Source organism: Streptomyces sp. NBC_00078, assembly GCF_026343335.1.
Taxonomy (GTDB): Bacteria; Actinomycetota; Actinomycetes; order Streptomycetales; family Streptomycetaceae; genus Streptomyces.
This window is the reverse complement of record NZ_JAPELX010000001.1, coordinates 3,287,108-3,313,307: the sequence shown is the minus strand read 5'-3', so window position 1 is coordinate 3,313,307 and position 26,200 is coordinate 3,287,108. Positions and strand designations below refer to the sequence as shown.

The window sequence follows — 26,200 nt, the reverse complement described above, 5'->3', positions numbered from 1 at the left end:
GAAGCCTCGTACTCCGCGCGCTCAGCCATGTCCTACGCCTGGGTCCTTCTCCTTACCCCGCCCCCTGGGCGCAGAATGGATCTCCGGGAACAAGGGACGTACGGAGAGGCGCGGGGCTGTGGTGGTGCACGTCGAGCGGGACGAGGTGGAGCGGCCGTTCGCCCACCGCAAGCCCCGATTCCGCCGACCGGCCACGCCGGAGGCATGAACGCCCCGTGGTCCGATGCCACGAACAGCGAGCCGCCGCCGCTCCCCACCTCGGTGCCCGACCCCGTGCACCCCGACAGCCCCATCGCCTTTCTGATCTGCACCGGGAGGACTTCTGGCGGCTGCTGCGGAGTGCGCTGCCCGAGTACGAAGAGCGGCGGGCGGATCTGGACGAGCTGGGGCGGCGACTCTGGATGGGCGATATCCGATGAGCCGGGCTGAACTCCCCATAGGAAGTGGGAAGTTCAGCCATAGCAATGGCTACCAGATCGCGTCCACCCACTCCGGGTGGTCGATGAACGGGTTGCGGTTGTGCTGGTAGGTGTCGTAGATGACCTGGTTGCGGTGCTCCTCGAAGGCGCTCGGCGGGTCCTCGTCGCTCCACTCCTTGAGGACGGAGAGCTTGCCGATGAAGGGGTTGGTGCCGTTGTTGACCTTCTCGTTGGGCTCCAGGTCGGCGAAGCCGTCGCCGCCGTCGTAGCGCACCGCCATGTAGAGGATCATGCGGGCCACGTCGCCCTTGTCCGCGTCGCGCGGCTCGAAGGAGTCGGAGTCGGTGAGGCTGCCGCCCCCGTTGCTGACGGTGCTGCCGCCGTTGTCGAAGTCCTTGTTGCCACGGACGCTGTTGACCGTCACGTCCGCGGGGCGCAGGTGGTGCAGGTCGGTGCCGGGCCCGGTCACCTCGCCGAAGTCGCCGTGGGACTTGGCCCACACGTGCTCCCGGTTCCAGTCGCCCGTGTCACCGCCGCTGAGGGACTTGGCGCGGGAGACACCGCTGTAGAGCAGGATCACGTTGTTGCTGTTGTTCGGATCCTGGTCGGTGACCTCCAGCGCGTTCCAGACGGCGGAGTACGAGATCTTCGAGACGTTGGCGCTGATGATCGTGTGCAGGGACGACTTGAGGCTCGCGCCCGTCTTGCCTACCGCGTTCTTGTAGTACGTCGAGTCGTAGTCGGTCGTCGTGGCCGCGGCCGAAGTCGCGGTCAGGGCCGGGGCGGTGAGGCCGACCAGGACGGCGGAGGTGGCCAGGGCCACCGATTTCCAGCGGCGTATACGTGTCGCCGGCATGTGGGGGTCCCATCTACGCGGGTTGAATGAAGGCGGCAGACGGGAGCGTGGCATGGACATGCGGTCCTGTAAATAAACTGAACGTGTCCATCAGGTGACCGGAACCGACAATCTGCCCCGTGTCTACGCGAGTTGGCGAGATCGACATCCGAAGACGGCCCCCGACCGACCGGGCGGGTGGTCGGTGGCCGTCTGCGCCTGCGTCGGTCAGCTGACGTCAGACGGGTCCAGGCGGTAGAGCGAGGACTGGTTGGACTGGGATGAGGAGTTTCTGCCGGTGGTGGTACCGGCGGTCGAGTCGGACGTCGCGTCGGACGTCGAACTCTTGCTGTACGCGCTCTCCTTGACCGCCGTGCCGTGCTTCTTCACCCAGGTGGACACCTCGGTGCTGAGGCTGTTGCCGCCGCCGGGGCCGCCGCCCATGCCGCCGCCGCTTGTGCTGATCTGGATGTAGTGCAGCTCGCCCTTCTTCACGAGCTCCTTGAGCTTGGCGACCGTCATCGCGTTGTCGGAGCCGGTGAAGCCCCACATCGAGATCACCGCCTGCCTGGCGCTCAGCTCGATCCGCGCGGCGCTCTGCGAATTGGACACCGCGAGCAGCCACTTGGCGCCGTTCCGGTGCTTCTCCAGGTACGAGATGAGCTCGCTGCTCGCGCCGCCCATGCCGCCGCCCATGCCACCACCACCGAAGCCGCCGCGCTGTCGGGCCGTATCGCCCATCCCGCCGATGCCGCCCGGGGCCGTATCGCCCATCTCGCCCCTGCCGCCGGCAGCCTGGCCGTTCTGGCCCTGCTGTCCGCCGGGGCCGCCCGGGCCGCCTGGGACGCCGCCCTCCGCCCGGCCGCCGGTTTGGTTGTTCTGGCTGTTCTGGCCGTTCTGTCGGGTGCCGCCCGGCATCTCGCCGCGGCCCGGGAAGCCGCTGCGGCTGCCGCCGCCACCGCCGGGTCCGCCGCCCATGCCGCCGCCCGTCGAGGGGCCGGCCGTCGGGTTGGTGCCGCCCATCATGCCGGTCGTCGAACCGAAGGCCGGCGAGGCGGCGTACGCCGTCGGGCCCGCGAGGGACGCCACGACCGCCGCGGCGACGGACGCGGTAAGCAGACGCGCCTTGTTGCCGGACCGGAAGACGAGCACGCCCACGATCGCGAGGGCCATGACCGCGCCGACGGCCGGCCACAACCAGGTGTTCCAGCCGGAGGCCCGGCGCAGCAGCACGATCGCCCAGATGCCGGTGACGCCGAAGGCGACCGGCAGCACCCACGCCCACCGCCTGTCGGCGCGGAAGGCGTTCAGCAGCATCACGCCACCGCCGCCGCACAGTGCCGCGATGCCGGGGGCGAGCGCGGTCGTGTAGTAGGGGTGCATGGTGCCCTGGGCGGTCGCGAAGATCACGTAGTGCAGCAGCGTCCAGCCGCCCCACAGCACCAGCCCCATCCGCCGGAGGTCGGTGCGCGGGGCGCGCCCGCACAGCACCAGACCGCCGATCAGGGCGATCGCCGAGAAGGGCAGCAGCCAGGAGATCTGGCCGCCGAGGATGTCGTTGAACATCCGGCCCAGGCCCGCGGAGCCGGAGAAGCCTCCGCCTCCGCCTCCGCCCCGGCCGACCCCGCCGTTGCCCTCGCCGCCGAAGACGCGGCCGAGACCGTCGTAGCCCATGATCAGGTCCCAGGCGGAGCCGTCCGTCGAGCCGCCGATGTACGGCCGGTCCGAGGCCGGTACCAGGGAGACGGTGATGGCCCACCAGAAGCTGGAGACCGCCAGAACGACCGCGGCGAGCAGCAGATTGACGATCCGTTTCACCCAGGGTGCCCTCGACGCGTACAGGTAGAGCGCGAAGACGGCCGGGAGTGCGATGTAGCCCGCGAGCAGCTTGGTGTTGAAGGCGAGGCCGAAGCAGGCCGCCGAACCGAGCAGTGGCAGCAGCCTCTCGTCACGGGTGGCGCGCATCGCGAGCGCCGCGCCCGACACCATGAGGAACACCAGCAGCGTGTCGGGGTTGTTGTCGCGGTTGATGGCGACGGTGATCGGGGTCAGCGCCAGCACCAGCGCGGCGACGGTCGCCGCGACATGGCCCCAGATCCGCTTCACGGACGAGTGCAGGATCCAGATCGTGGCAACGCCCGCCACGATCTGCGGCGCCATCATCTGCCAGGTGCCGAAGCCGAGGACACGGCAGGACAGGCCCATGACCATGAGCGCGAACGGCGGTTTGTCGACGGTCAGGAAGTTGCCCGGATCCAGCGAACCGAAGAACCAGGCCTTCCAGCTCTGCGTGCCGGCCCAGACGGCGCCGCTGTAGAAGGTGTTCATGCCGGAGCCGGACAGGTTCCAGGCGTAGAGGACCGTGGCCAGGGCCAGGACCGCGATCAGCGCGGGCAGCGACCAGCGTGGGGCCTTGTCCGGCGACGTCGCCGCTGGGGCGGAGGGCGGCCGGTCGGCGGACACGGTCTCGGTGTGGGGGAGTGGATCGGTGGCAGATGTCACCCCCGCATCGTGGAGACCGCGGGTGGGTGCGCGCTGTGGCGAACCTGGCCCCCGGCTGTGAAAACGCGCAGGGCGCGGTGACGGGCGGAGGGGCGGGCGGTTGGGGCGGATTCGCCCCGACGGCTGAACTCCCGCATGGGGAACGTACGTACAACTTTCGGATATCCACGCGAGTCAAGAGAGGCGAGTGCGCCTAGGGTGCGCTCGTCACCACTTCACCATGACGGGGGATCCCCATGACTCAGCACGTGTCCAGACGTGCCCGTGTACTCGGTGCGGGCCTCGCGGCCGGCGTCCTCATACCCTGCGTGGCCGCAGCCGCGCCCGCGGCGGCGGCCACGACCCCGACCGTCAGCTGCACATCCGCCAAGGCGGGCCTCGCCACCAAGCTCAGGACGGACATCACCGCCGCCCTCGCCCACCGCACGGGCACCATCGCGGTGGGCCTCTACGACCGTTCCACCAACACCACTTGCTCGCTGCGCGCCACCAGTTCCTACGACTCCGCGAGCGTCGTGAAGGTCACCGTCCTCGCGACGCTGCTGTGGGACGCGAAGAAGCACAACCGCTATCTCACCGACACCGAGAACTCGCTCGCCAAGGCCATGATCACCAAGTCGGACAACGACGCGACCAGCAAGCTCTGGAAGCAGCTCGGCCTGACGAAGATCAAGGGCTTCCTGAGCGCCGCCGGCATGACGAAGACCGTCCCCGGCGCCAACAACTACTGGGGCCTGACCCAGATCAACGTCACCGACGAGCAGAAGCTGCTCAAGCTGGTCACCGCGCAGAACTCGGTGCTGAGCGACAACTCCCGTGCCTACATCCTGAAGTTGATGGGCCAGGTCATCTCCTCGCAGCGCTGGGGCACGCCCTACGGCGCCCCGTCCGGGGTCTCCTGGCACGTCAAGAACGGCTGGCTGCAGCGCTCCACGCACGGCTGGCGGGTGCACAGCGTCGGCACCTTCAACGGGGGCGGCCACGACTACATGATCACGGTCCTCACCTGGGGCAACAGCACCATGAACTACGGCATTTCGACTATCCAGGGCGTCTCGAAGGCAATTCACAAGGATCTGGCCGCAAGCTGACGCTTCACCTGTTTCTTGCGAGGAGGCCCCGGCGTTCAAGCCGGGGAGGAATCGCATCCGGGTGCCGCGACGCGGAGCGTCGCCGCATCCGGTTCGGGGCGCGGAGCGCCCGCGGCTGTCGGCACCGCCGAGGTGACGCGGAGACCGAGCCGTCGGTCCGCCGCTACTCACGCGACGGCAGGATCCTCGACCGCCTCCCGGTCCCCTCCTCGCTCCTCGTCGCCCCCGCCGGACGCGCCACGTCCAACCAGACCTTCGAGGGCCTGACCCTCCTCCCGGGCGGCCGCACCCTGCTGGCGTCGATGGAGAACGCGATCTCCGGCGACTCGGCGAACATCGTCCGCTTCCAGACCTGGCAGAGGACGAAGGGCGGGCACTTCCGTCTCGGCGCCCAGTACGCCTACCCCATCGACTCCGGCCTCGGCGTCCCCGAGGTGCAGGCCACCCCCGACGGCCGCCTGCTCGTCCTGGAACGCGGCTTCACCTCCGGCGTCGGCAACACCGTCCGCCTCTACCTGGCCGACCCGCGCGGGGCGACGGACACCAGCGGCATCGAGAACCTCACGGGCGGGCCGGGCGCACGGCTGATCAAGAAGACGCTTCTGGCCGACATCGCTTCCTGCCCGTCCCTGGGAGCTACCGCCAAGCAGCCCCAGCCGAATCCGTTGCTGGACAACGGAGGGTCCCCATGGCGATCACGGGCCACGACAAGGGCCGCCTCAAGGTGCTCCTGGTCAGCGACGACAACCAGAACGCCACGCAGATCACGAGGTTCTATCACCTGCGGGTAAGCACGGCTTCCCAGGGGCGCGGGGAACTGCGCGACCGGCCCCCACTCGGCCGCACCCGGGAAACGGCCGATCCCAGCGGAGCGAATTGTTGCGGCGGGATGAAATCCGCGCCCGGACGCGTTGGTGCCTTCCGGAAGATCAGGTCTGAAGGAGGGCACCCGCGTGGCAGCGCAACGGGGCGAGACACGAGGCTGGGCGCGCAGGCTGGCCGCGTACGCATGGCGCTACCCGAAGGATGTCCTGCTCGCGCTCGGCTCCTCTCTCGGCGGCATGGCGGTCATGGCGCTGGTCCCGCTCGTCACCAAGGTGATCATCGACGACGTCATCGGCGATCACAGCCGTGACATGGCTCCCTGGGCCGGTGCCCTGATCGCCGCCGCCGTGGTGGTCTACGTCCTGACCTACATCCGCCGCTACTACGGCGGCCGGCTCGCCCTCGACGTCCAGCACGACCTGCGGACCGAGATGTTCGAGACGATCACCCGCCTCGACGGCCGCCGCCAGGACGAGCTGTCCACCGGCCAGGTCGTCGGCCGCGCCACCAGCGACCTCCAGCTGATCCAGGGCCTGCTCTTCATGCTCCCGATGACCATCGGGAACGTCCTCCTCTTCCTGATCTCCCTCGTGATCATGGCCTGGCTGTCGCTTCCGCTGACCCTGGTCGCCCTCGCCGTGGCCCCCGCCCTGTGGTGGATCGCCAGGCGCAGCCGCTCCAGGCTGCACCCCGCCACCTGGTACGCCCAGGCCCAGGCCGCCGCCGTCGCGGGCGTGGTCGACGGCGCCGTCACCGGCGTACGCGTGGTGAAGGGCTTCGGGCAGGAGGAGCAGGAGACCGGCAAGCTGCGGGAGGTCGGGCGGCGGCTGTTCGCCGGGCGGCTGCGCACCATCCGGCTGAACAGCACGTACACCCCCGCCCTGCAGGCCGTTCCCGCCCTCGGCCAGGTGGCCATGCTGGCGCTCGGCGGCTGGCTGGCGGTCCGCGGGCACATCACCCTGGGCACCTTCGTCGCCTTCTCCACCTACCTCGCCCAGCTGGTCGGCCCGGTCCGCATGCTCGCCATGGTGCTCACGGTCGGGCAGCAGGCGCGCGCGGGCACCGAGCGCGTCCTGGAGCTGATCGACACCGAGCCGTCGATGACGGACGGCACAAGGGAACTGCCCGCCGACGCGCCCGCCACCGTCGAGTTCGACGACGTGTCCTTCGGCTACGACGAGGAGCGCCCCGTCCTCGACGGGCTCAGCTTCGAGATCCGTCCCGGCGAGACCCTCGCCGTCGTCGGCTCCTCCGGCTCCGGCAAGTCCACCGTCTCCCTGCTCCTGCCGCGCTTCTACGACGTCACCCGCGGCGCCGTCCTCGTCGGCGGCCACGACGTGCGCGAGCTCACCCTCGAATCGCTGCGGGCCGCGATCGGACTGGTCCCCGAGGACTCCTTCCTCTTCTCGGACACGGTCCGCACCAACATCGCGTACGGCCGCCCCGACGCGACCGAGGAGGAGATCCTCGTCGCCGCCCGTGCCGCCCAGGCGGACCGGTTCATCAGCGAACTCCCCGACGGCTACGACACCAAGGTCGGCGAGCACGGCCTGACCCTCTCCGGCGGCCAGCGCCAGCGCGTCGCCCTCGCCCGCGCGATCCTCACCGACCCGCGGCTCCTCGTCCTCGACGACGCGACCTCCGCCGTGGACGCCCGCGTCGAGCACGAGATCCACGAGGCGCTGAAGCAGGTCATGCAGGGCCGTACCACCCTGCTGATCGCCCACCGCCGCTCCACCCTGAACCTCGCCGACCGCATCGCCGTCCTCGACACCGGCCGGCTCGCCGACATCGGCACCCACGAGGAACTGCAGGAGCGGTCCGCGCTCTACCGCCGACTGCTCACCGACCCGGACGAGCTGGGCGGCGTCTCACCGGGGCACACCCCGCCCGCCTGCCCGCAGGACGACACGTCCGTACGGGACGAGCTGGACGCCGAGTTCGACGCCGAGAGCGGTATCACGCCCCGGCTCTGGGCGGGCGAGCGCGTCCCGAGGGACCTCGCGATGGAGGGCATGCCCGCCACGCCCGAACTCCTCGCCCAGGTCGACGCGTTGCCGCCGGCGGCCGACGTCCCGGACATCGACGAGGCGCGTGCGGTCACGCCCGAGGAGTCCTACGGGCTGCGCCGACTGCTGCGGGGTTTCGGCCTTCCCCTGCTGGTCAGCCTGTCCCTGGTGGCCCTCGACGCCGGCATGGGGCTGCTGCTTCCGGTCCTGATCCGGCACGGCATCGACCAGGGCGTCACCGAGGCGGCGCTCGGCGCGGTCTGGGCGGCCGCGCTGCTTGGTCTGCTCGCCGTTTTCGCCCAGTGGGCGGCGCAGATCGGCGAGACCCGGATGACCGGGCGCACCGGTGAGCGGGTCCTGTACTCACTGCGCCTGAAGATCTTCTCCCAGCTGCAGCGGCTCGGACTCGACTACTACGAGCGGGAGTTGACCGGCCGGATCATGACGAGGATGACGACCGACGTCGACGCCCTCTCCACCTTCCTGCAGACCGGCCTGGTCACCGCGTTCGTCTCCGTCGTCACCTTCTTCGGCATCATGGGCGTCCTGCTGGTGATCGACGTGCAGCTCGCGCTCGTCGTGTTCGCCACGCTGCCTCCGCTGGTCGTCGCCACGTTCTTCTTCCGCCGGGCGAGTGTGAAGGCGTACGAACTGGCCCGTGAGCGTGTGTCGTTGGTCAACGCCGACCTGCAGGAGTCGGTGTCCGGGCTGCGGATCGTGCAGGCCTTCCGGCGCGAGGGCGACGGCGGGCGGCGGTTCGCGGAGCGCAGCGACAGCTACCGCCAGGCGCGTATCCGGGGGCAGTTCCTGATCTCGATCTACTTCCCCTTCGTGCAGCTCCTGTCGTCCGTCGCCGCCGCCGCGGTACTGATCGCGGGCGCGGGACGGGTGGACGCCGCCACGCTGACGACCGGTGCACTGGTCGCCTACCTCCTCTACATCGACCTGTTCTTCGCGCCGGTCCAGCAGCTCTCCCAGGTCTTCGACGGCTACCAGCAGGCCACCGTCTCCCTGGGCCGCATCCAGGAACTTCTCCGGGAGCCGACCTCCACCAAGGCCGCCGACGAGCCGCTGGAGGTCCTCTCCCTGCGCGGCGACATCGCCTTCGAGGGCCTGCACTTCGCCTACGGTGCCGCCGACGAGGCAGAAGGGGAGGAGGCGCTCAACGGCATCGAGCTGACGATCCCGGCCGGGCAGACGGTTGCGTTCGTCGGCGAGACCGGCGCGGGCAAGTCGACCCTCGTCAAGCTCGTGGCACGCTTCTACGACCCCACGAGCGGCCGGGTCACGGTCGACGGCCAGGATCTGCGGACCCTCGACATCACCTCCTACCGGCACCGTCTCGGCGTCGTCCCGCAGGAGGCGTACCTCTTCCAGGGCACGGTCCGCGACGCCATCGCCTACGGCCGTCCGGCCGCCACGGACGCCGAGGTCGAGGCGGCGGCCCGCGCGGTCGGCGCGCACGAGATGATCGCCACGCTCGACGGCGGCTATCTGCACGAGGTCGCCGAACGCGGCCGCAACCTCTCGGCGGGCCAGCGCCAGCTGATCGCCCTGGCCCGCGCGGAACTGGTCGACCCCGACGTCCTCCTCCTGGACGAGGCCACGGCCGCCCTGGACCTGGCCACGGAAGCCCAGGTCAACCAGGCGACAGACCGCCTGGCAGGCCGCCGCACCACCCTCGTGGTCGCCCACCGCCTGACCACCGCGGCCCGCGCGGACCGCGTCGTCGTCATGGACCACGGACAGGTGGTGGAGGACGGCACGCACGAGGAGCTGCTCCAACTCGGCGGTAAATACGCCGTGTTGTGGCGGACGTTCGTGGGGGTCGACGCGCCGGTGGGGGCCTGATCGGTCTCCGCCCGGCAGCGAGGGCGTCCCGGCCTGCGGCCATGGCGGGTGCGGACGGAGTCCGGCCGGTCGTCCGAAGCCCGGGAGGCCCGCCAGGGGCTGAGCGGTGCGAGGGTGACGTCGGTGGGTTCTGCCCGCGGACAGGTGGTGGAGGACGGCACGCACGAGGAGCTGCTCGCCCGGGGTGGCCGGTATGCCGCGTTGAGGCGGACGTTCGTCGAGCAGGCCGAGCCGGAGGAGTCTGTCGGGGTGTCTCGCTGATCGTCGTGCAACCATCCGACATATGTCGTGCGTCCGTACATCAGTACGCTCATCGCCTGGTACGGAAAGGGACGACAGTGGACAGTGGTGCGATACGGCGGCGGCTGGCGACGCTCCTCACCGTGCTGGCCGCTTCCGGGCTCCTGGCCCTCGCGGCGCCGGGGCAGGCGCAGGCCGCCGCGCAGTCCTGCTCGGGTCACAAGATCAGGACGTTCGCCTTCTCCACCGGCTCCGTGAAGCTGTACAGGAGCGGCAACTACCTGTGCGCCCTCACAGTCCCCAAGGGCGCCGCCGCCAAGCGGCCGATGATGGTCAGCATGCAGGTGCGCGGTTTTGAACCCATCGTCGACAAGGGGCAGTTCACGAGTCACGCCGGACCGGTGCGGGCCTACGTCGGGCACCGCAAGGTGTGGATCAAGGGCTCGGTGGGCCGTGGGTCGTACGACTCCGGTGGCTGGAAGCGCTACTGAACCCGCAGAACCCGCAGAACCCGCTGAACCCGCCCAAAAACCGAGGGACTTCCCTATCTCCCCTGGTGCGTACCGGAGTTGCTCCGATAGCTTCCGCACGCACATCTGATTCACAGGGGAGGATGCATGCGCAAGGCGCTCAGATGGCTGTTGGCACTCACGGTGCTCATAGGCACGGTGAGCACGGCGGGGGCGGCCACCGCCGCCGAGCCGGGGGCCACGGCCACCAAGGCCACCACCGACATCAAGGACCAGCTCCTCGCCATACCGGGGATGAGCCTGATCGAGGAGAAGCCGTACACCGGCTACCGCTTCTTCGTCCTCGACTACACCCAGCCGGTCGACCACCGTCACCCGTCCAAGGGCACGTTCCAGCAGCGGATCACCGTGCTGCACAAGGACGCCGGCCGCCCGACGGTCTTCTACACCGGCGGCTACAACGTCTCCACGACACCCAGCCGCAGCGAGCCGACCCAGATCGTGGACGGCAACCAGGTCTCCATGGAGTACCGCTTCTTCACCCCGTCCCGGCCCGCCCCGGCCGACTGGAGCAAGCTGGACATCTGGCAGGCGGCCAGTGACCAGCACCGTATCTTCCAGGCGCTGAAGAAGATCTACACCAGGAACTGGATCTCCACGGGCGGCTCGAAGGGCGGCATGACCGCCACGTACTACGAGCGCTTCTACCCGCGCGACATGGACGGCGTCGTCGCGTACGTCGCCCCGAACGACGTCGTGAACAACGAGGACTCCGCCTACGACCGCTTCTTCACCAGGGTCGGCACCAAGGAGTGCCGCGACCGGCTGAACGCGGTGCAGCGCGAGGCGCTGGTGCGCCGCGAACCGCTGGAGAAGAAGTACGCGGCCTACGCCGCCGAGAACGGCTACACCTTCACCACCATCGGCAGCCTGGACCGCGCCTACGAGGCCGTCGTCCTCGACTACGTCTTCGCCTTCTGGCAGTACAGCCTGCTGTCCGACTGCGCCACGATCCCGGCCGACGCGAAGACCGCGACCGACGACGCGATCTGGACGTCCGTCGACACGATCTCCGGCTTCTCCTTCTACACGGACCAGGGCCTGGAGCCGTACACGCCGTACTACTACCAGGCGGGCACCCAACTCGGCGCCCCCACCATCCACTTCCCGTACATCGAGAAGAAGTACCTCCGCTACGGCTACCAGGCGCCGCGGAACTTCGTACCCCGCGACATCCCGATGAAGTTCCAGCCGTACGCGATGCGGGACGTCGACTCCTGGGTGCGGGACCACGCACACCACATGCTCTTCGTCTACGGGCAGAACGACCCGTGGGGCGCGGAGCGCTTCCGCGTCGGCAAGGGCGCGAAGGACTCGTACGTGTTCACGGCCCCGGGGCTGAACCACGGCGCCAACGTGGCCGGCCTGGTCGCGGACCAGAAGGTGCTGGCCACCGCCCGCATCCTGCAGTGGGCCGGTGTCCCCGCCTCCTCCACGGCTCGGGCGAAGCCGCTGGCCGCGTTCGACCGGAAGCTGGACGTACGGGGCGTGGAGCGCGAGCCGGCTCTGCGACCGTAGGACCGGTCAAGTCCCCTTTCGGGACCGGCCAAGTCCCTTGCCAGGACCGGTCAAGTCCCTCGCTGTGCCCGGCCGTTGCTCACACCGGCCGGGCGCAGCCCACCGGCTCCCTGCCCTCCAGCTGCACATAGAGGGCCGTCCCGGCAGGGCACCGGGAGCGCTTGGTGACCGCCTTCGCCACCTTGTACTGAGGGCTCTTCCTGCCGCTGTCGTCGCACGCCGTCTCGCGGACCTGCCCGTTCCCCGAGCCGTAGACGCAGTCGCCGACGATGGTGCGTGGCCCGCCCCCGCCGCCCGGGTCGCCGGGGTGCGGTGGCTCCAGATCGCGCATGCAGGCGTAGCCCTGCGGCACCGAGCCGTCGCCGTCCTCGTCGGACGACGAACTCTGCTCGCTGATGTGCAGGACGAAGTCCGTGGTCGCCGGGCACAGCGGGCCCTCGCCCACCTTGCCGTCGTGGCGCGCCACCACCCGGGCGAAAGCCCGCTCACTGGTGCACGGCACCTCGGTGAAGCTCGTCGTACCGAACGAACTGCACTCGTCGACGGAGAGGAACACCGACCCGTATCCGGAGGGCTGCTGCGAGGTCGTCCTCGGTGCCGCACTGGGTTCGTCACCCTTGTCGGACGCGGACGACAGCACCTGGCAGCCCGTCAACAGGGCAGCGACCATTACCAGCAGTGTGCCGACCACCCCCACAAAACTTCGCTCACGCATCGCGATCCCCCCGGGCACCTCCCCAGATGACCCGCCCCCAGCGTGACCCGCCACAGCGGGCACACGCCAGACGCGCGGGATGCTTTGGGCCTATTGGTGGTCGTACGTCGGGTGTGTGACGTACGGGCGCTACGCCCCTTCTAGTACGACAGCCCGTAGCCGATGGGGTACAGCACCTGCGTCGGATCGTCGGGCTTCTGCACGGGCACCGGCAGCCGCCCGCGCGGCGCGGCCTTCCCGGCGATCACCCGCGCGGCCGCCCGCAGTTCGACGTCGGTCCAGGAGTACGACGCCAAGTGGGCGGGGACGGAGGGAAGTTGGGCCACGTCGTACGGGTTGCGGACGGCGATCGCCACGACCGGCCGCCCGGTCGCCACCAGCTGCCCGGCGAGGGTCTGCTGCGCGTTGCCCGCCGTGACGTTGTAGGTCGCCACGACCACCGCGTCCGCCTCCCGCGCCGCGGCGACCGCCTTGGTGATGGTGGCGGCGGAGGGGGCCGTACCGGTGGACAGGGCCGTCGCGGTGAAACCAAGTTCGGTGAGGGCCTTCGCGAGAACGCCCGTCGGCGGGCCCGTCGTGCCGGACGGAGAGGCCGGATCGGCGCCCACGACCAGGAGTTTCCCGTGCGTACGGCGGGACAGCGGCAGCAGCTTGCCCTCGTTGACCAGCAGCGTCGTCGTCCGCTCGGCGATGCGGTCGGCCGCCGCGAGATGCGCCTTGGTGCCGACCGTGCGATCCACGCCGCGCCCGCTGACGTACGGCTGCTCGAACAGCCGCAGCCTCGCCTTCAGCCGCAGGATCCGCAGCAGCGACTCGTCCAGCCGTGCCTCGGTCAGCTCGCCGTCCTGCACGGCCTTCAGGACGGCGTTCCAGGCGACGGCCAGGTCGGGCGGGTTGAGGAGCTGGTCGACGCCTGCCTTGAGCGCGAGCACGGGAACGCGGTCGTCGCCGTACTTCGTCCGTACGCCCTCCATGCCCAGGGAGTCGGTCACCACGACCCCGTCGTAGCCGAGTTCCCCGCGCAGGATGCCGGTGAGGATCGGGTGGGACAGGGTGGCCGGGTCGCCGGAGTCGTCCAGGGCCGGGAACTGGATGTGCGCGGTCATGATCGAGCCGATGCCCGCCTTGACGGCCGCCCGGAACGGAACGGCGTCCAGCTTCTCCCACAGTTCACGGCTGTGGGTGATGACGGGGAAGCCGTAGTGGCTGTCGACGGCGGTGTCGCCGTGCCCGGGGAAGTGCTTGGCGGTCGCGGCGACCGACGAGCTCTGGTACCCGGCGACCTCGGCGGCGACCAGACCGGCCACCGCGCCCGGGTCGGCCCCGAAGGAGCGGACACCGATGACGGGGTTGGCCGGGTTGATGTTCACGTCGGCGTCGGGGGAGTAGTCCTGGTTGATGCCGATCGCCCGCAACTCGGCGCCGGAGATACGGCCGAGGGTGTGCGCGTCCCGGCGTGAACCGCCGGCGCCCATGGCCATCGCGCCCGGGAAGAGGGTCGCGGGCGCGCCGACGCGGCAGACGATGCCGTGTTCCTGGTCGGTGGCGACGAGGACGGGCAGACCGCGGGGCTGGGTGAGGGAGGCGCGCTGGATCCCGTTGGAGAGGCCGGCGATCTGATGGGGGTCCCGGGTGTTGTGCGCCCAGGTGAAGTAGATGATGCCGCCCACGCGGTACCTGGCGATCAGCTCGGCGGCCGTGCGGACGCCGATCTCCTTGAGGTTGGCGTCGATGTCGGCCTGGTCGGGCGCGGTGGCGGAGTGACCGTACACGCGCATGACGAAGAGCTGGCCGACCTTCTCGGGAAGGGTCATGCGGGAGATGAGCGAGCGGAGCTTCTTGTCGTCGGGGGTGCCGGCGTAGGCCTCGGCGCCGATCGCCAGGGCCGCGGTGACGCCTGCGGTGGCGGCGAGAACGGTACGTCTGGAGGGCACGTGCGCTCCTTCCGGAGTGATCCGCTGGAAATCAGCCGGAGATCAACTGAAGGAAACTTCCAAGGAGTCACCAATAGTCGGGAAGTTTCTGCCAGTCAAGGGAGTGCACAGTAACCGGAAGAGGGGCCGTCATCGGCGCTTGGAGGGGGGCGCGCCGATGACGGCGTGCTGCCGGCCGCAGTACGGCGGAGAGGGTAAGTCAGCGATCGCAGCCAGCAGCGAGGGCCGACACCGCACGGCGGAGACTCATCCGGTCAGCTTGCGGGTTGGACGAACCGTAAGGGGGGCGGGTTCCCACGTTCTCGGCGATTCCCGGAACTTGGTGACCGAGGGGGCACGGTGGCGGATGAGGCGTGCTGTTCGACCACTGCTCCTGCAGCGTGCGTACGGCCTCTGCGATCGTGCGTACGGTTTCTGCGGCCGTCGGACGACGTACGACTCCTTTTGCGCCACAGGACGTACAGCCGCCTCACGGGAGTGGAGCGGGACGGCGACGTGTTCGTGGTCCCGCCGGGCGGCTACCGGGCGACGACGTACGCGATCGAGCCCGACGCGTCGACGGCGAGCTACTTCTTCGCGGCGGCCGCGGTGACACCGGGCGCCGAGGTGACGGTGCCGGGCCTGGGCACCGGGGCTCTCCAGGGTGACCTGGGCTTCGTCGACGTACTGCGCAGGATGGGCGCGGAGGTGTCGACGCGCCCGAACGGCACGACGGTCCGGGGCACCGGCGTACTGCGCGGACTCACCGCCAACATGCGGGACATCTCGGACACCATGCCGACGCTGGCGGCGATCGCGCCGTTCGCGGACGGTCCGGTGCGGATCGAGGACGTCGCGAACACCCGGGTCAAGGAGTGCGACCGGCTGGACGCCTGCGCGGAGAACCTGCGGCGGCTGGGGGTGGACGTGTCGACGGGCCCGGACTGGATCGAGATCCGGCCGGGTCTACGGGCGTCGGCCGGCCCGCGGATCAAGTCCCACGGCGACCACCGCATCGTGATGTCCTTCGCGGTCACCGGACTTCGGGCGCCCGGTATTTCATTCGACGATCCGGGATGCGTGCGGAAGACGTTTCCGGGGTTCCATGAGGCGTTCGCCAAGCTGCGGGCGGAGTTGGCGGGCTAACCGCGGATGTCCACACGCGCCAGTATGTCTCCGCGGCCGTCGGATCTGAGGTGCTTGACGCCGAAGCCGGCGAGCCGGAGGGTCTGGCCGTCGCGGGTGCCGGGACGGATGCGGACGGTCTTGCGGCCGTCCGGTGCGTCCAGGCCGGCCGTGCCACCGGACTTCGCCGTGGCCGCCGTGATGGTCAGGTCGCAGTGCAGATCGTCACCGACCCGACGGAAGACGCGGTGCGGCAGCTCCACGATCTCGACATACAGATCGCCCGGCGCGCCGCCGCCGGGGCCGACCTCTCCCTCGCCGGCGAGCTGGATACGTGTTCCGTTGTCGACGCCGGCCGGGACCTTGAGGGTCAGGGTGCGGCGGCGTCGAACCCGGCCCTCGCCCACGCACTCCTGGCAGGGAGCGCTGAGGATCGTGCCGGAGCCGTCGCACTCGACGCAGAGGCCCTTGTCCGCCTTCCCCCACGCCCGTCGCGTCCCGCCGGTTCCCGCGCAGGCGTAGCAGGGGTCGGCCATGGCCCCGGGCGCCGCGCCCGAGCCGGCGCAGGTCGGGCAGTAGATCGCCGTATCCACCTGAAGGTCCTTGGTCACGCCGAACGCGGTCTCCTCCAGGGTGAGTTCGAGCCCGATCAGGGCATCCTGACCGCGCTGCTCACGGGGCGACGGCTTCTGATGTCCTGTCGGCTCCCGCTGTTCCGCTGCCGTCGCCGTCGCCGTCGCCGTCGCCGTCGTGTCCGGGACCGCGTCCGTAATGGCGGACGGCCGGGAACTCCCGCCGACCGCCCGGGCGACGGTCACCTGGTACTCCAAGTCCGCCCACATCCGCGGCCGTTGCCTCACTCCGGTGCGATGCAGCGACTCGTACACGTAGTCGTACAGCTCGGTGACGGTGATCCGGCCGTCACGGTTCAGGTCCGCCTCACCGGTGCGCAGCCCCTCGATCAGCGCGCCCGTGAACCGCGACGGCTGGGGCACTTTGGACTCGACGTGCTCGCCCTCCCAGGCGTACTCGGTGCGGTTGGTCGCGGTCAGTACGGCCCGGCCGTGCCCGCCGAGTTCCTCGCGTACGTGGATCTGGTCGTCGCCCTTGGCGCCGGGCAGGAAGGCCCCGCTGTAGCAGCAGTCCAGCAGGACGACGACGGTGCGGGCCCGGCAGCGTTCCATGCGGTCACGCAGGAAGGCGGCCGGGACAGCGGTGGAGGCCGGCAGGTCGCGGTCCGTGTCGCGGGCGGCGAAGTACAGATGGCCGTCGTCGTCCTTGATGCCGTGGCAGGAGATGTGCAGCAGAAGCAGGTCGTCGCGGCTGCGGTCCAGGAAGAACCGCTCGACGGCACGCATGACCTGGTGGGCCTGGGCGTCCTTCAGCTGCTCGGTGCGGAAGGCGCCGATGCCGGGGTCGGCGAGCACGCCGGCGAGGCTCGCGCAGTCCTGTCCGGGGGAGCGCAGGGTGCTCAGGGTCCGGTCGTCGTACGTTCCGGTCGCGATCAGGAGTGCGTCCCTGCGGCCCGGGCCGAGGGGGAAGTCGGTCATCTGCGGCCCGCTCCTGTCACTCCTGGCCGGCGGGCGGTTCTCCGGACCCGTCCGGGATCGCCTCCAGGAAAGCCTCCACCAGGAGCCGTTGCTCCGCCGGGGAGGCATGGCCGAGTTCGAGGGTGCGGCCGTCGACGTCGACCTTCACCGTGCGGACGGGACGGTTCTGCAGCCATGTCTCCACCAGGCGCAGAGCGGGCCGGAACACGGCGGGCGTGAGCGTGACGGCGAGTGCGCCGACGGTGAGGAGGCCACCCGACTTGGCGCCCGGGGGCGGGGCCCCGCCCGACCGCTCCAACCGTACGTCGTCCACGTCCAGTTCGAGCAGCCGTTGCCTCAACTGCGCGGTGAGCGCCCCGAGTTCCTCCTGGTCCAGCTCGTCCCCACCGGACAACACCAGACGCATACGCGCGGCCACGGCCACCTCGTCCCCCTGTTCCCGTGTTCCCCCTGCTCATCGGCGCACCCAGTCTAGGGGCGACGGCTCCGGGAAATCCGTTCGACGGGTCAGGGCGGGCGAGGCAGACTCCGTTCCGTGACGTTCAGATGCGAAGCACCGCTGCTCCAGGGCTGGTTGGTGAGACTCGAACCGCTGTCACGGCGGCACGCGGCCGACCTGGCGGTGGCGGCGGAGGAGAACCGGGGCACGTACGAGTTCACCTGGGTACCGAGGGCCGAGAAGGTCGGGCAGTACATCGATGAGCAGCTCGCGAGAGAGGAGACGGGACATCTGTTGCCCTACGCCCAGGTGTCGTTGGCAACCGGACGGGCGGTGGGGGCAACGGCGTACTGGGAACCCAGGTGCTGGCGGTCCGACGACCAACTCGACGCGGTGGAGGTCGGATTCACCTGGCTGTCCGGTTCGGCGCAGGGTACGGGCATCAACGCCGAGGCCAAGCTGCTGCTCTTCCGGCACGCCTTCGAGGTGTGGGATGTGTCGAGGGTCGACCTGAAGACGGACGCCCGCAACAGCCGCTCCCGCGCGGCGATCCAGAGCGTGGGCGCACGCTTCGAGGGCGTACTGAGGAACTGGTCGCGTTCGTGGGCCCCGGGGGAGGAGGGCCGACTGCGTGACTCGGCGATCTTCTCGATCACGGCAGAGGAGTGGCCGGAGTGCCGGGCGCGGCTGGAGGAACGGGTGGCGCGGTTCGCGGGCCGACCTCGGTCACTCGTGGAGGCCGCCGAGGAAGGCTGACCAGGTGGTGGGGGAGACGGTGAGGTGGGGGGCGTCCGGAGTTTTGGAGTCGCGGATGTGGATGGTTGAGGTGGTGGCCACCTCGACGCAGTCACCGCCGGTGTTGTCGCTGTAGCTGCTCTTGAACCACGAGAGGGCGACTTCGAGGCATTCGCCGCCGGTGTTGTCGCTATAACTGCTCTTGAACCAGGCCAAGTTGTTCACAGCTCACCCGCCAACTGCTTGATCAGACGCGCAGACTCCTCGGAGTTGAGGGCCTGCGTTCGGATCATCGCATAGCGTCGGGCGAGCATGCCCACTTCGTTCGGGTCGGATACCAGGTGGCTGTTTCCCTGGCCTTCGAGGTAGACGAGGGTGACGTTCTCCGGCGTCTCGATCACCGTCATGGGCCCGGCCAGGCAGGCGTGGCCTGCTCGGCTCATCGGCATGACCTGGAGCGCGACGTTGGGACGCGCGGCGCACTCGATGAGGTACTCGTACTGGGACCAGTACCTCCGCGAAGTACTGCGCCGCCGGCGAGGCCGCCTTCTTCTTCGGTTGCCCCATCGCAACGACCCCCTCAACCCGCCTCAACGCCATTCAACGCGCCCTCAACGTCACTCGCCGCATTCGACCGTCGACGCGCGATCTCTATCGAAGTTAGCGAGCAGGACCGACAGTCGTATCGTGAACACGGAAAGTCACCCCCACACCTGGCGCCGCTCCTTCATGCCGGTCGTCGAGAACGTCCCCGAGGCCCGCCACGGCGCCCAACTGGCGCTCGCCGCCTGGGCGGTACCGGACGACGTCGCTGAGACGATCGCCCTGATCCTCACCGAACTGGCCACGAACGCCGTCCGGCACGCCCGTCGCCACGGCCGTACCTTCGACGTCGCCCTCGCGCACGACGGCGGCAAGACCATCGAGGTCGAGGTCTCGGACGGGTCGCCCCACCACCCCGTCCTGAACGGCTATGACCCGGACGCCACTTCGGGCCGCGGCCTCCTCCTCGTAGACGCACTGTGCGAGGAATGGGGCGTACGGGAGCGGGAGTTCGGCAAGTCCGTCTGGGCCCGCGTCGTCAGCTGACGGCGGTCCCGTCCCGCGGCTCCGGTACGCGACCGAGGCTCGCCAGCCTCATGAGGGCGCGAGGGGGCGCGGGGCTGTATCGATATGCGGCGAGCCACGTGGGCGCGAACAGCCACGACGGACCCCGCACCCGACCGACGACCCCGTCACGGCAGCCTCCCCACCCGCCCCCCCGCGGAGCGCTACGCGCACTCGTTCAGCAACCGCCCCAAATGCTCCCGCCCCGCACCCAGCAACTCCGCCAGCGGCGCAGCCTCCTCGTACCAGCGCTTCTCGTACTCCCAGCACAGCCAGCCGTCCCAGCCGTGGCGGGAGAGGACCTCCACGCACTCGGTGAGGGGCAGGACGCCGGTGCCGAGCGGGAGCGGGGTGGTGTCCTCGGCGGAGGCGATGTCCTTGACCTGGACATAGCCGAGGAACGGCGACAGGGCGGCGTACGACTCCGAAGGCTGCTCGCCGCCCAGCCAGGTGTGCATGACATCCCACAGGGCGCCGACATGACGGTGGCCGACGGGGCCCAGGATCCGGATCGCGTCGGCTGCCCTGCGATGCGAGTCGTGGGTCTCCAGGAGGATGCGTACGCCGAGGTCGGCGGCGTACTCCGCGGCCGTGCCCAGCCGCCGGGCGGCCAGCGCGTCGGCGCGCTCGGTGGTCTGTTCGTGGTCCGCGCCGGGGAAGACCCGGACGTAGGGGGCGCCGAGGTCGCGGGCGAGGTCGAGGAGGCGGCGGATCTCCTCGATCACGGGGCCGTCGTCGCCGGGCGCGGCCACGCGCGCGTACCCGGCGAGGCCCAGGATCTCGATGCCTCCCGCCTTGAACTCGGAGGCCACGTCGACCCGTTCGGAGAGGTCGATGCCCGGGTGGACCGGTTCCTCCGGGTGGGCGCGCAGCTCGACGCCGTGGTAGCCGTGGGTGGCCGCGAGCCGGACCACGTCCGGGATGGGCAGGCCGGGGACGCCGAGGGTGGAGAACGCCAGTCTCATGGTCCCTACTGTCACCCCGGGGAGCCGTGCAGGTCCAGCCGCCAGTCCTGGCCGGTCAGGTCCTTTCCGAACGAGCGGTGCGGTTTCTCGGCGACCAGGACGAAATCGTGTCGCTGGTAGATGCGGCGGGCGGCGCCGAGGACGTCGTTGGTCCACAGCACGATGTCGCGGTAGCCGACCCCGCGTGCGAAGTCGACGACGGCCCCCACGAGCCGGTCGCCGATGCCGAGCCCGCGCGCCTCGGGCTCGACCAGCAGCAGCCGCAGCCGGGCGGTGGCCGGGGCGTCGTCCCGTACGCACATGATGCAGCCCACCGGCCGGCCGTCGACCTCGGCGACCCACACCCGCTCCAGATGCGGATCGTGGTCCTCGGCGTAGTCGGCGACGATACGGGCCACCAGCCCCTCGTAGTCGGCGTTGAAGCCGTACTCGGCGGCGTACAGCGCGGCGTTGCGCTGCACGATCCAGCCCAGGTCGCCGGGGCCGGGCTCGCGCAGGACGACGTCCTCGCGGCGGGGCGGACGGCCGTCGGAGAGGATCTCGCGGACCGTGCGCATCGCCTCGGACAGGCGGGGGCGGTCGGCGGAGGGTACGGTGGCGAGGAGCGCGCCCACGGACTCGTTGGCCCGCTCGGCCAGCAGGCCCGCGGTCTCGCGCCCGCGCGGGGTGAGGGTGACCTGGCGGCGCCGGGGATCACGCGCGGACGGTACGCGCTCGATCAGCCCGTCGTCCTCGAACTTGTTCAGGATCCGGCTCAGGTACCCGGCGTCCAGGGAGAGTTCGCTCCGCAGATCGACCGCGTCCGTACGAGGGGAGTGCGCGAGTTCGTAGAGCACACGGGACTCCGTCAGCGTGTACGGGGCGTACAGCTGGCGGCTGTAGTCGAGAGCGCCGATGACGTTCGTGTAGAAGCGGTTGAAGGTGCGGATGTCCTGGACGGTCATGAGCATCGACCCCCGAATGGTTGACTCAGTCAGAGATACCGTCGGATCGAGACTAGGACACCCGCACCCCCGGGGCTACCCCTCGTCGGCCACCGGCCGGTACACGCTCACCTGCACGCCGGTCTTGCCCCTGGCCGTGGAGACGAGCTCGAACCCCCGCTTGGCCCCGTCCGCCGGGAAAATGGACTTCCTCGCGCCGACAGCGAAACCCGTGCAGCCGTCGGCGAACGGCACCGCGGGCACCCCTGCCCCTCCCTAGGCTCAGGGCCATGGAGACATCGGCCAGCAGGAACGCGGCGTACGACGAACACGCCGACTGGTACAACGACCACATGTCCGCCGACGGCCGGGGCGACTACGTCCGCACGGTCCACGTCGCCCTCGGCGACCTGCTCGGCCCCGGCGGCGGACGCTGCCTCGACGTCTGCTGCGGCACCGGCGCCCACGCGTCCCGGCTGCGCCAACTGGGCTGGGCCCGGGTGGGAGTCGACCTCTCCGGCGGTCAACTGCGCCATGCGGCACGGCGGTTGCCGGTCGCCCTCGCCGACGCGACGGCGCTCCCCCTGGCGGACGCCTCGGTGCCGGCCGCCGTGTGCGTGCTGGCGAGCACGGACGTGCCGGACTACGCGGCGGTCCTGCGCGAGATCGCACGGGTGCTGGAGCCCGGGGGCCGGTTCGTGCACCTGGGAGTGCACCCGTGCTTCGTCGGCGCCTTCGCGGACCGAAGCGATCCACCGAGGGTGATCGTGGACCCCCGGTACACCGACCGCTCCCGCCGCTTCGACGGCTGGAGCTCCAAGGGCGTACGGGCCCGCGTCGGCGCCTGGCACCTCCCGCTGGCCGCCCTCCTGAACGCCGCGGCGACAGCGGGCCTACGCCTCACCCGTACCGTGGAGACCGGCCCGGACGACGTGCCGGAGCAGTTCGGGTTCCTGGCGGTGAAGGACAGCTGACCAGACCTTTCAGCGCCGTTTCGCGCAACTGGGCCCGTGTGGTGTTTGGAGGCCGGTCCTGCACCTCGGCCCGTCCGGCGTTTGGTGTCGTTTCGCGCGACCGGGCCCGTGCGGTGTGCGAAGGCAGATCCCGCAACTCAACCTGTCCGGCGTTTGAGGACAAGGCCCCTCAAGGGCCGACGGGGGTCTGGGGGCGGCAGCCCCCAGTGCGGTCACGTGGATGCCGGGCTCCGGGGCACCCCGGACGACCCCCGAACCATCAGCTCCCCCCGAACCGTCGCGATATCCCCCGGCGGCGGCTCCTCCCGCCCCATGGCGATCCGTCCGGCCCGCGCCCCCGCCTCCGCCAACGGCAACCGCACCGTCGTCAGAGCGGGCACCGCGTCGATGCTGAACGGCAGATCGTCGAACCCGGCGACCGACACGTCCTGAGGAATCCGCAGCCCGGACTCCCGCAGCGCGGCACACGCCCCCAGCGCGACGGAGTCGTTCGCCGCGACCACCGCCGTGAGGGACGGATCCCGGCGCAGCAGCTCAAGCGTCGCCTCGTATCCCGAGGTCCGGTCGTACCGGCCCCACACCGTCCACCGGGGATCCTCCTCGATCCCCGCCGCGGCCAGCGCCGCCCGGTGCCCCTCCAGCCGGTGCCGCGTCGTCGTCCGCTCCTGTGGCCCCGCGATGTACCCGAGCCGCCGGTGCCCCAGCCCGATCAGGTGCTCGGTCAGCCGCTGTCCGCCCCCGCAGTTGTCGAAGGCGAGCGCGATCGCCCCGGTGTCGGGCGCCGGCGGCCGACCGCACAGCACCACCCGCGTCCCCGCGTTGGTCAGCTTGCGCAGCTTCGACGCCACGGCCGCCGCGTGCGGCGCGTCCTGAATGGCACCGCCGGTCAGCACGACCGCCGCCGCGCGCTGCCGCTGCAGCAGTGTCAGATACGTCAGTTCACGCTCCGGCGAACCCCCCGTGTTGCAGACGACCGCCAGCCGCTCGCCCCCGGCACGGCCCCCGGGCCCACCGATCTCCGCCTGGATCGCGCTCGCCATGATCCCGAAGAACGGGTCGGCGATGTCGTTGACGAGAATCCCCACCAGGTCGGAAGTGGCCGCGGCCAGCGAACTCGCCGGCCCGTTCAGCACGTAGTCCAGATCGTCGACCGCCTTCAGCACCCGCTCACGGGTGGATGCGGCGACGGGATAGTTCCCGTTCAGCACGCGCGACACCGTCGCGGGCGAGACCTGCGCGCGGGCCGCCACGTCCGCCAGGGTCACCGTCATCTCGTCGTCCTCCGGTCACGCATCTCGTCGTACCTGTCGTACGCCCTCATCGGTTCGTGGTACGCCCTCGTGGACAGGTCGACCCCAGGCCCCCCGGTTCCGAGCACGTCGACCAGACCTTACGGCCACAACCCCGAGTTGTTCGTCCCCTCGAACAACTCGAAGCGGTCACGGTCTTGTCTGAACCACCGCTCAGAGGCTAGCTTCTCCATAGATAGAAAGCGCTTGCTGTGACGCTCATCAGTGGGGCCGACGCGGCGCGCGCATCCGCGTACGACGCCGAGTACGACGCCTGGGAGCCGAGTACGACGCCTGCGAAGGGAATGACGTGACACGCAAGACGGTGCGTATCGCCATGAACGGCGTGACCGGGCGCATGGGCTACCGCCAGCACCTGGTCCGTTCCATCCTGGCCATCCGCGAACAGGGTGGCCTCGACCTCGGTGACGGCACCGTGCTGTGGCCGGAGCCGATCCTGGTCGGCCGCCGCGAGCACGCGCTCAAGGCGCTCGCCGAACAGCACGGCCTGGACCCGGCGAACATCTCCACCGACGTGGACGCGGTACTCGCGGACCCGACCGTCGACATCTACTTCGACGCCCAGGTGACCTCGGCCCGCGAGGAGGCGATCAAGAAGGCGATCGCGGCGGGCAAGCACATCTACACCGAGAAGCCCACCGCCACCGGCCTTGAGGGCGCCCTCGAACTCGCCCGGCTCGCGCAGGAGAAGGGCATCAAGCACGGCGTCGTCCAGGACAAGCTCTTCCTCCCGGGCCTGCTGAAGCTCAAGCGCCTCATCGACGGCGGCTTCTTCGGCCGGATCCTGTCCATCCGTGGCGAGTTCGGCTACTGGGTCTTCGAGGGCGACTGGCAGACGGCCCAGCGCCCGTCCTGGAACTACCGCGCGGAGGACGGCGGCGGCATCGTCGTCGACATGTTCCCGCACTGGGAGTACGTGCTGCACGAGCTGTTCGGCCGGGTGAAGTCCGTCCAGGCCATCGCCACCACCCACATCCCGCAGCGCTGGGACGAGAACGGCAAGCCCTACGACGCCACCGCCGACGACGCCGCCTACGGCATCTTCGAGCTCGACGGCGGCGCGATCGCCCAGATCAACTCCAGCTGGGCCGTGCGCGTGGGCCGCGACGAACTCGTCGAGTTCCAGGTCGACGGCACCGAGGGCTCCGCGGTCGCCGGCCTGCGCAACTGCCGCGTCCAGCACCGCACCATGACCCCCAAGCCGGTCTGGAACCCCGACATCCCGGCCACGTACTCCTTCCGCGACCAGTGGCAGGAGATCCCGGACAACGAGGAGTTCGACAACGGCTTCAAGGCCCAGTGGGAGCTGTTCCTCAAGCACGTCTACGCCGACGCCCCCTACCACTGGGACCTCCTCGCCGGCGCCCGCGGCGTCCAGCTCGCCGACCTGGGCCTGAGGTCCTCGGCCGAGGGCCTGCGCATCGACGTACCGGAGATTGCGCTGTGACCATCCAACTCCCCGACTTCAAGGGCGGGTTCAGGGCATACGACCCCCGCCCGGAACCCCTCGCCCTCACCACCGGCTCCCCCTTCACCTCGCGTACGGTCTTCTCGGCGGCGCATGTCGTCGCGGACCCCTTCGCGGACGTGTCGCCCGACTCGCCCGCCGCCGTCGACTGGGACGCCACCCTCGCCTTCCGCCGCCACCTGTGGTCCCACGGGCTCGGGGTCGCCGAGGCGATGGACACCGCTCAGCGCGGCATGGGCCTGGACTGGGCGGGCGCGGCCGAGCTGATCCGGCGCAGCGCCGCCGAGGCCAAGGCGGTCGGCGGCCGGATCGCCTGCGGCGTCGGCACCGACCAGATCGCCGCCGGATCCCTCGTGGAGGTCCGGGCGGCCTACGAGGAGCAGCTCGCCCTCGTCGAGGAGTCCGGCGCGCAGGCCATCGTGATGGCGTCCCGCGCCCTCGCGGCGGCGGCGAACGGCCCCGAGGACTACCTGGAGGTCTACGGCCACCTGCTCCGCCAGGCGTCCGAGCCGGTGGTCCTGCACTGGCTCGGCCCGATGTTCGACCCGGCGCTGGAGGGCTACTGGGGGTCGAGCGACCTCGACACGGCGACGGACACCTTCCTGGAGGTCATCGCCGCTCACCCCGACAGGGTGGAGGGCATCAAGGTCTCCCTCCTCGACGCCCAGCGCGAGATCGACATCCGCCGCCGGCTCCCGCAGGGCGTGCGCTGCTACACGGGCGACGACTTCAACTACCCCGAGCTGATCGCGGGCGACGAGCAGGGCTTCAGCCACGCCCTGCTCGGCATCTTCGACCCGCTGGGCCCGCTGGCCGCGGAGGCGGTACGGGTCCTGGACACGGGTGATGCGGCGGGCTTCCGGGCCCTGCTGGACCCGACCGTCGAACTCTCCCGCCACCTCTTCCAGACCCCCACCCGCTTCTACAAGACGGGCGTGGTCTTCCTCGCCTGGCTGGCCGGCCACCAGTCGCACTTCACGATGGTCGGCGGCCTCCAGTCGGCCCGCTCCCTCCCGCACTTCGCCCGCGCCTACGAGCTCGCCGACGGCCTGGGCCTGTTCCCCGACCCGAAACTGGCCGAGGACCGGATGAAGACCCTCCTTGCCCTCTACGGAGTGACCCAGTGACGACCGGCGGCCTCTCCCGCTTCTCCATC

At 70.3% G+C, this 26,200-nt stretch carries 22 protein-coding genes and 2 pseudogenes; 12 read left to right on the top strand and 12 right to left on the bottom strand.

Annotated features, from left to right (window positions below; genetic code table 11):
• Positions 1-468: 468 nt before the first annotated feature.
• Together OOK07_RS15460 and OOK07_RS15455 are read right to left on the bottom strand one after the other, a co-directional pair.
• The gene (locus tag OOK07_RS15460) at positions 469-1,275 is read right to left on the bottom strand and encodes an endonuclease I family protein (RefSeq protein WP_266680635.1); all 807 of its coding nucleotides are present in this window, start codon (positions 1,273-1,275) and stop codon (positions 469-471) included.
• Between the two features lie 207 nt (positions 1,276-1,482).
• Complete coding sequence (locus tag OOK07_RS15455; protein ID WP_266796983.1) at positions 1,483-3,756, bottom strand: ArnT family glycosyltransferase; 2,274 nt, start codon at positions 3,754-3,756, stop codon at positions 1,483-1,485.
• Positions 3,757-3,992: 236 nt separating this feature from the next.
• Between OOK07_RS15455 and OOK07_RS15450 the strand changes: the two genes are divergently transcribed.
• The 6 genes and pseudogenes from OOK07_RS15450 to OOK07_RS15425 all read left to right on the top strand — a co-directional run bounded on the left by OOK07_RS15450 (position 3,993) and on the right by OOK07_RS15425 (position 11,820).
• The gene (locus OOK07_RS15450; protein WP_266796982.1) at positions 3,993-4,847 is read left to right on the top strand and encodes a serine hydrolase; all 855 of its coding nucleotides are present in this window, start codon (positions 3,993-3,995) and stop codon (positions 4,845-4,847) included.
• A 137-nt stretch (positions 4,848-4,984) separates the two neighbouring features.
• Positions 4,985-5,637 (top strand): annotated as a pseudogene (locus tag OOK07_RS15445) (esterase-like activity of phytase family protein); the annotation flags it as partial.
• Between the two features lie 163 nt (positions 5,638-5,800).
• Positions 5,801-9,532: an ABC transporter ATP-binding protein gene (locus tag OOK07_RS15440; RefSeq protein ID WP_266796980.1), complete on the top strand. Its 3,732-nt coding sequence runs from the start codon at positions 5,801-5,803 to the stop codon at positions 9,530-9,532.
• Positions 9,533-9,655: 123 nt separating this feature from the next.
• Entirely contained in the window at positions 9,656-9,793 is a 138-nt protein-coding gene (locus tag OOK07_RS15435; RefSeq protein ID WP_266680623.1) for a hypothetical protein, read from the top strand.
• 77 nt (positions 9,794-9,870) lie between these two features.
• Entirely contained in the window at positions 9,871-10,263 is a 393-nt protein-coding gene (locus OOK07_RS15430; RefSeq protein WP_266680621.1) for a hypothetical protein, read from the top strand.
• 126 nt (positions 10,264-10,389) lie between these two features.
• On the top strand, positions 10,390-11,820 hold the full coding sequence (locus OOK07_RS15425) for a S28 family serine protease (RefSeq protein WP_266796979.1): 1,431 nt from the start codon (positions 10,390-10,392) through the stop codon (positions 11,818-11,820).
• 79 nt (positions 11,821-11,899) lie between these two features.
• Here OOK07_RS15425 and OOK07_RS15420 read toward each other — a convergent pair whose 3' ends face one another.
• Together OOK07_RS15420 and OOK07_RS15415 are read right to left on the bottom strand one after the other, a co-directional pair.
• Complete coding sequence (locus OOK07_RS15420; RefSeq protein ID WP_406311755.1) at positions 11,900-12,490, bottom strand: hypothetical protein; 591 nt, start codon at positions 12,488-12,490, stop codon at positions 11,900-11,902.
• A gap of 185 nt (positions 12,491-12,675) precedes the next feature.
• Complete coding sequence (locus OOK07_RS15415) at positions 12,676-14,469, bottom strand: glycoside hydrolase family 3 protein (RefSeq protein ID WP_266680615.1); 1,794 nt, start codon at positions 14,467-14,469, stop codon at positions 12,676-12,678.
• A gap of 477 nt (positions 14,470-14,946) precedes the next feature.
• On the opposite strand from OOK07_RS15415, the pseudogene OOK07_RS15410 reads away from it, so the two are divergent.
• A pseudogene (locus OOK07_RS15410) lies at positions 14,947-15,594 on the top strand (3-phosphoshikimate 1-carboxyvinyltransferase); the annotation flags it as partial.
• Here OOK07_RS15410 and OOK07_RS15405 read toward each other — a convergent pair.
• Both OOK07_RS15405 and OOK07_RS15400 read right to left on the bottom strand, forming a co-directional pair.
• Complete coding sequence (locus OOK07_RS15405; protein WP_266796976.1) at positions 15,591-17,123, bottom strand: caspase, EACC1-associated type; 1,533 nt, start codon at positions 17,121-17,123, stop codon at positions 15,591-15,593. The pseudogene OOK07_RS15410 and the gene OOK07_RS15405 sit on opposite strands and share 4 nt — an antisense overlap.
• A 16-nt stretch (positions 17,124-17,139) precedes the next feature.
• Positions 17,140-17,541, bottom strand: coding sequence for a hypothetical protein (locus OOK07_RS15400; protein ID WP_266796974.1), 402 nt, complete (start codon positions 17,539-17,541; stop codon positions 17,140-17,142).
• A 117-nt stretch (positions 17,542-17,658) separates the two neighbouring features.
• On the opposite strand from OOK07_RS15400, the gene OOK07_RS15395 reads away from it, so the two are divergent.
• Positions 17,659-18,318 carry a GNAT family N-acetyltransferase gene (locus OOK07_RS15395; protein ID WP_266796973.1) on the top strand — a complete coding sequence of 220 codons (660 nt, stop codon included), beginning with the start codon at positions 17,659-17,661 and terminating at the stop codon, positions 18,316-18,318.
• Here the strand turns inward: OOK07_RS15395 and OOK07_RS15390 are convergent.
• Complete coding sequence (locus OOK07_RS15390; RefSeq protein WP_266796972.1) at positions 18,289-18,522, bottom strand: DUF397 domain-containing protein; 234 nt, start codon at positions 18,520-18,522, stop codon at positions 18,289-18,291. The two genes, OOK07_RS15395 and OOK07_RS15390, sit on opposite strands and share 30 nt — an antisense overlap.
• On the bottom strand, positions 18,519-18,869 hold the full coding sequence (locus OOK07_RS15385) for a Scr1 family TA system antitoxin-like transcriptional regulator (RefSeq protein ID WP_266796971.1): 351 nt from the start codon (positions 18,867-18,869) through the stop codon (positions 18,519-18,521). Before OOK07_RS15385 ends, OOK07_RS15390 begins: the two co-directional genes overlap by 4 nt.
• A gap of 115 nt (positions 18,870-18,984) precedes the next feature.
• Between OOK07_RS15385 and OOK07_RS15380 the strand changes: the two genes are divergently transcribed.
• Entirely contained in the window at positions 18,985-19,386 is a 402-nt protein-coding gene (locus OOK07_RS15380) for an ATP-binding protein (RefSeq protein WP_266796970.1), read from the top strand.
• A gap of 182 nt (positions 19,387-19,568) precedes the next feature.
• Here the strand turns inward: OOK07_RS15380 and OOK07_RS15375 are convergent, their stop codons facing one another.
• The 3 genes from OOK07_RS15375 to OOK07_RS15365 all read right to left on the bottom strand — a co-directional run bounded on the left by OOK07_RS15375 (position 19,569) and on the right by OOK07_RS15365 (position 21,556).
• Complete coding sequence (locus OOK07_RS15375) at positions 19,569-20,369, bottom strand: sugar phosphate isomerase/epimerase family protein (protein WP_266796969.1); 801 nt, start codon at positions 20,367-20,369, stop codon at positions 19,569-19,571.
• An 11-nt stretch (positions 20,370-20,380) separates the two neighbouring features.
• On the bottom strand, positions 20,381-21,313 hold the full coding sequence (locus OOK07_RS15370) for a bifunctional helix-turn-helix transcriptional regulator/GNAT family N-acetyltransferase (protein WP_266796968.1): 933 nt from the start codon (positions 21,311-21,313) through the stop codon (positions 20,381-20,383).
• 75 nt (positions 21,314-21,388) lie between these two features.
• On the bottom strand, positions 21,389-21,556 hold the full coding sequence (locus OOK07_RS15365; protein ID WP_405672037.1) for a hypothetical protein: 168 nt from the start codon (positions 21,554-21,556) through the stop codon (positions 21,389-21,391).
• Between the two features lie 26 nt (positions 21,557-21,582).
• Here OOK07_RS15365 and OOK07_RS15360 point away from each other — a divergent pair, with 26 nt between their 5' ends.
• A complete protein-coding gene (locus OOK07_RS15360; RefSeq protein WP_266796967.1) occupies positions 21,583-22,266 on the top strand; it encodes a class I SAM-dependent methyltransferase in 684 nt (227 codons plus the stop codon).
• A 212-nt stretch (positions 22,267-22,478) separates the two neighbouring features.
• Here the strand turns inward: OOK07_RS15360 and OOK07_RS15355 are convergent, their stop codons facing one another.
• The gene (locus OOK07_RS15355) at positions 22,479-23,537 is read right to left on the bottom strand and encodes a LacI family DNA-binding transcriptional regulator (protein WP_266680603.1); all 1,059 of its coding nucleotides are present in this window, start codon (positions 23,535-23,537) and stop codon (positions 22,479-22,481) included.
• Positions 23,538-23,865: 328 nt separating this feature from the next.
• Between OOK07_RS15355 and OOK07_RS15350 the strand changes: the two genes are divergently transcribed.
• Both OOK07_RS15350 and OOK07_RS15345 read left to right on the top strand, forming a co-directional pair.
• A complete protein-coding gene (locus OOK07_RS15350; protein ID WP_266796966.1) occupies positions 23,866-25,023 on the top strand; it encodes a Gfo/Idh/MocA family protein in 1,158 nt (385 codons plus the stop codon).
• Positions 25,020-26,171 (top strand): dihydrodipicolinate synthase family protein, encoded by a 1,152-nt coding sequence (locus tag OOK07_RS15345; RefSeq protein ID WP_266680599.1) that lies wholly within the window; start codon positions 25,020-25,022, stop codon positions 26,169-26,171. The genes OOK07_RS15350 and OOK07_RS15345 overlap by 4 nt, the downstream gene beginning before the upstream one ends.
• Positions 26,172-26,200: the final 29 nt, after the last annotated feature.